The following is a 4349-nucleotide window of genomic DNA, read 5'->3' on the forward strand; positions in this document are numbered from 1 at the left end:
TGGATCATTGCCCGTCTTGGAGGTTGGACCGGCTATGCTTCCGAGCGTCCGCCGGGTCCGATCACCATGCGAAGAGGTTGGCAGCGCTTCGAACAAATGGTTCAAGGATGGAGCCTCAGAAATGTGTGCACGCCTTAGCCCCCTTGCGGGGAGGGTCGACGCGAGTGAAACGAGCGTCGGGGTGGGGGTTCAAAAACCACGCCTAATGCCGAAGTTCTTTGTCGGTACTAACACCCCCACCCGACCATCGCTGCGCGATGGCCACCCTCCCCACGCGTTCCGCGGGGGAGGGATAAGCACCGGTTCAATCAAACAGGCTCGGCGTGTGGTTGACCACCGCGCCTTCGATCGCAAGCATCTTCAGCTTGGTGTCGACGCCGCCCCTGGCAGAGAAGCCGCCGGGCTTCTGGCCTGCGGCCAGCACGCGGTGACACGGCACCACGATTGGACAGGGGTTGCGCCCGAGCGCCTGGCCGACGTCGCGCGACAACTGGACGCCACCAAGGCGTTTGGCGATGTCGCCATAGGTCACGGTCTGACCCGGCGGAATGGTGCGAGCGATGTCGTAGACGCCGCGGTTGAACTCAGGGACACCGTCGAGATCGAGCGCAATGTCCATGAGGTCATCGCGCTCGCCGGCTAGCAGTTTGACGATGCGATCGATCGCATGTTGCACCTCGGCCGTTGGCGCCGTCTCGTCGATGTCGCCGCGGCGCTGCCGGATACGCCCGCGCGTCTTCTCGTCACTGCCCATCGGCAATTGTAACCCGTTGATGCCGCGCGGACCCCACTCGATGCCGCAGACGCCGATCGGCGTGTCGAACAGGGCAAAATGCTGGTCTGTCATGGTTGGCTCCAAATCCAAGTGGAGTGGATTTGACATTCGCTACTCATCTAGCCGCAAATTCGGAAAGCGAATGTCAAGTCCTAAACCCCACTGGAAACCTATGTTTGCTAGTGGTCCTTTGATTCTAACATTCGCAAAAGTGCCTGCTGAGAGGGGATGCGAATGTTAGAATCGGACCACTAGGCCCCATTTCACTCTTTGATCGATATCTAGGCTTGGAAATTGTTGCGATCCACCCGGATTCCGACCGCTTGACGGCACCAGCAGGCTCAATTAACATTCGGAATACGGAATTCCGTACTCCAAAGGATCATCGATGATCCCCTTGACGCCTTCGCCGAACCTGACCGACCAGGTCTATGGCCGGATTCTGGAGGCCATTACCGATCGCGCGCTGCCGCCCGGTCAGCGGATCACCCAGAACGAACTGGCCGAACGCCTCGGCGTCTCGCGCCAGCCGGTGTCGCACGCGCTGCACCTGCTACACCGGCAAGGACTGTTGGCCGAAAGCGGCCGTCGCGGGTTCGAAGTGACGCAGCTCGATCCCGAGCGCATCCGCCAACTCTATGAAGTCCGCGGCGCGATCGACGCGCTCGCGGCACGGATGGCTGCCAAGCGGGCCAGGACCGACCCCGCCGGACGGGCGCAACTCGAGGCGGCGCTGCGGGCCGGCCGCACGGTCGACAAGGCAACACCGCTGGCGCGGCTGGTCGCACTCGATGTCGATTTTCATACCGCGATCTATCGTCTCGCCGGCAATCCGGTGATCGAGGAAACGATCGCGCCGCAATGGCCGCACATGCGCCGCTCGATGGCAACGGTTCTGGGCGAGCTCGATTATCGCCAGACGGCCTGGCGCGAACACGAGGCGATCGCGGCACAGATCCTGTCCGGCAACGCCAAAGCAGCCGCTACCGCTGCCGAGGCGCACGCGCAGAGCGCCGGACAAACCACCGAAGAGAGACTGAGGGCTGTCGGCGAGGCGGCGTAACCGAGCGCGCCAAAGAAAGCCAAAGGAGGAACTATCATGAAGCTTACCCAGCAGCAGATCGAAAATTTCCACCGCGAAGGCTGGCTGTTTTTGCCGGAACTGTTCAAGGCGGAAGAAGTCGCACTGCTCGCGCGCGAGGCCATCAGCATCTACGACGCCAACCGGCCGGAGGTATGGCGCGAGAAGAGCGGCGCACCGCGCACCGCGTTTGCGGCCCATCTCTATAACGAAGCGTTCCGGCTGCTCGGCGCCCATCCGCGCATGATCGATCCGATCGAGCAGCTGTTCGGCGAAAAAGTCTACATGCATCAGTTCAAGATCAACGCCAAGGCGGCCTTCACCGGCGACGTCTGGCAATGGCATCAGGACTACGGCACCTGGAAGCGTGACGACGGCATGCTGGAGCCCCGCGCGATGAACATCGCGATCTTCCTCGACGAGGTGATGCCGATCAACGGACCCCTGATGCTGGTGCCGCGCAGCCAGAATGCCGGCGACCTCAAGGCCTCGCACGACCTCCAGACGACGTCCTATCCGCTGTGGACGCTGGACGAGGAAACGGTGACGCGGCTGGTCAAGGAAGGCGGCATCGTCGCGCCGACCGGCAAGGCCGGTGGCTTGCTGATGTTCCACGGCAATCTGGTGCACGGCTCGGCGGGCAATATCACGCCCTACCCGCGCAAGATCGTGTACCTCACGCTCAACGCGGTCTCGAACTACATCCGCACCCCGACGCGGCCGGACTATATCGCCCACCGCGACTTCACGCCGATCGAGACGGTCGCCGATGACGCGCTGGTGCGCCTGGCACGCGCGCCGCGTCAGGCGGCGGAATAATATCCATCGTGCCCCGGACGCGGCGCAACGCAAAACGTTGCGCCGCTGATCCGGGGTCCAAATCGCTTATCGTTTTTCGCTAGGTCCCGGATCTGCGGAGCATCGCCAAGGCGCTGCACCGCGTCCGGGACACGCCACCTCGCCGGATCACTAAACATGAACCTCTCCTCCCTCCTCGCCGCACGACATGCCGCCGGCAAGCCGGTGCGCGTCGCGCTGATCGGCGCCGGCAAGTTCGGCTCGATGTTCTTGTCGCAGGTGCCGCACACGCCCGGTCTCGAGGTGAGCATTATTGTCGATCTCGATCCGGAACGCGCGCGCGAGGCCTGCCGCACGGTTGGCTGGGACAAGGACCGGATCGCGGCGACCGGCTTCACCACCGACGGCGCCAAGGCGATCGCGGGCGAAATCGAGGTGGTGGTGGAGGCGACCGGCAATCCCGCCGTCGGCATCGCCCACGCGCGCGCCGCGATCGCGAACGGCAAGCATATCGTGATGGTGAATGTCGAAGCCGACGTGCTTGCGGGTCCCCTGCTCGCCGAGGAAGCGCGAAAAGCGGGCGTCGTCTATTCGCTGGCCTACGGCGACCAGCCGGCGCTGACGGCGGAAATGGTCGACTGGGCGCGTGCGACCGGTTTTCGCGTGGTCGCCGCCGGCAAGGGCACCAAATATCTGCCGGCCTATCACGACGTGACGCCGGCCGGCGTATGGGGCCATTACGGGCTTTCGGCGGACGAGGCACAATCGGCCGGCATGAACCCGCAGATGTTCAACTCGTTTCTCGACGGCACCAAATCCGCCATTGAGATGGCGGCGATTGCGAACGCAACCGGATTGGACGTGCCGTCCGGCGGACTGCTGTTTCCGCCCTGCGGTGTCGATGACCTGCCGCACATCATGCGGCCGCGCGAGCATGGCGGCGTGCTGGAAAAATCCGGCGTGGTGGAAGTGGTGTCGTCGCTCGAGCGCGACGGCCGTCCGGTGTTTCGCGACCTGCGCTGGGGCGTCTATGTCGTGCTGGAAGCGCCGAACGATTATGCCGCGGACTGCTTCAGCCAATATGGCCTGAAGACGGATTCAAGCGGGCGATATGCCGCGATGTACAAGCCCTATCACCTGATCGGACTGGAGTTGAACATCTCGGTCCTGTCCGCCGCGTTGCGCAACGAGCCGACCGGGCAACCGCATGGCTTCCGTGGCGACGTCGCATCCGTCGCCAAGCGCGACTTGCGCGCCGGCGAAATGCTCGATGGCGAAGGCGGCTACACGGTGTGGGGAAAGCTGATGCCGGCTCAAGCCAGCCTCAAGGCCGGCGCCCTGCCGATCGGGCTGGCGCACCACCTTAAGCTGAAGCGTAACGTCGCCCATGGCGCGGTGGTGATTTGGGACGACCTCGAGTTCGACGCCGCGAACGATACCATCAAGGTTCGGCGCGCGATGGAGCAGAAATTCGGCGGGCGGTAATCACCGTTTCGTCGTCCCGGGCAAGCGAGCTCCTGGCAACGCGCAGCGTTGTCCGGTGCGAGCGCGGACCCGGGACCCATATGTGGACGGCCCCCGTGGCACAAGAGCTTTCTGAGTAGATCGGATCGCTGCATCCATATGTCCGGCCTGTTGATGCGACACGCAATGGTCGCTGGCCAAGATGGGTTGCGCGACGCGAGCTCCAAACAA

4 protein-coding genes are annotated in these 4349 nt (G+C 63.7%); 3 read left to right on the forward strand and 1 reads right to left on the reverse strand.

Annotation, left to right across the window (positions count from 1 at the left end; translation table 11 throughout):
• Positions 1-304: 304 nt before the first annotated feature.
• Positions 305-847, reverse strand: coding sequence for a methylated-DNA--[protein]-cysteine S-methyltransferase (locus M6D32_RS20255; RefSeq protein ID WP_298259530.1), 543 nt, complete (start codon positions 845-847; stop codon positions 305-307).
• Between the two features lie 316 nt (positions 848-1163).
• Here M6D32_RS20255 and M6D32_RS20260 point away from each other — a divergent pair, with 316 nt between their 5' ends.
• From M6D32_RS20260 to M6D32_RS20270, 3 genes are all read left to right on the forward strand, one after another.
• On the forward strand, positions 1164-1838 hold the full coding sequence (locus M6D32_RS20260) for a GntR family transcriptional regulator (RefSeq protein ID WP_298259532.1): 675 nt from the start codon (positions 1164-1166) through the stop codon (positions 1836-1838).
• A 36-nt stretch (positions 1839-1874) separates the two neighbouring features.
• Positions 1875-2675: a phytanoyl-CoA dioxygenase family protein gene (locus M6D32_RS20265; RefSeq protein WP_298259534.1), complete on the forward strand. Its 801-nt coding sequence runs from the start codon at positions 1875-1877 to the stop codon at positions 2673-2675.
• 156 nt (positions 2676-2831) lie between these two features.
• Positions 2832-4139, forward strand: a complete 1308-nt coding sequence (locus M6D32_RS20270) for a Gfo/Idh/MocA family oxidoreductase (RefSeq protein WP_298259536.1) — start codon at positions 2832-2834, stop codon at positions 4137-4139.
• Positions 4140-4349: the final 210 nt, after the last annotated feature.

The sequence above is a fragment of the Bradyrhizobium sp. genome (assembly GCF_027307225.1).
Lineage (GTDB): Bacteria > Pseudomonadota > Alphaproteobacteria > Rhizobiales > Xanthobacteraceae > Bradyrhizobium.

Coding starts and splice junctions, on each gene's coding strand:
- M6D32_RS20255 (WP_298259530.1), bottom strand. CDS start 847: ATGACAGACCAGCATTTTGCCCTGTTCGACACGCCGATCGGCGTCTGC.
- M6D32_RS20260 (WP_298259532.1), top strand. CDS start 1,164: ATGATCCCCTTGACGCCTTCGCCGAACCTGACCGACCAGGTCTATGGC.
- M6D32_RS20265 (WP_298259534.1), top strand. CDS start 1,875: ATGAAGCTTACCCAGCAGCAGATCGAAAATTTCCACCGCGAAGGCTGG.
- M6D32_RS20270 (WP_298259536.1), top strand. CDS start 2,832: ATGAACCTCTCCTCCCTCCTCGCCGCACGACATGCCGCCGGCAAGCCG.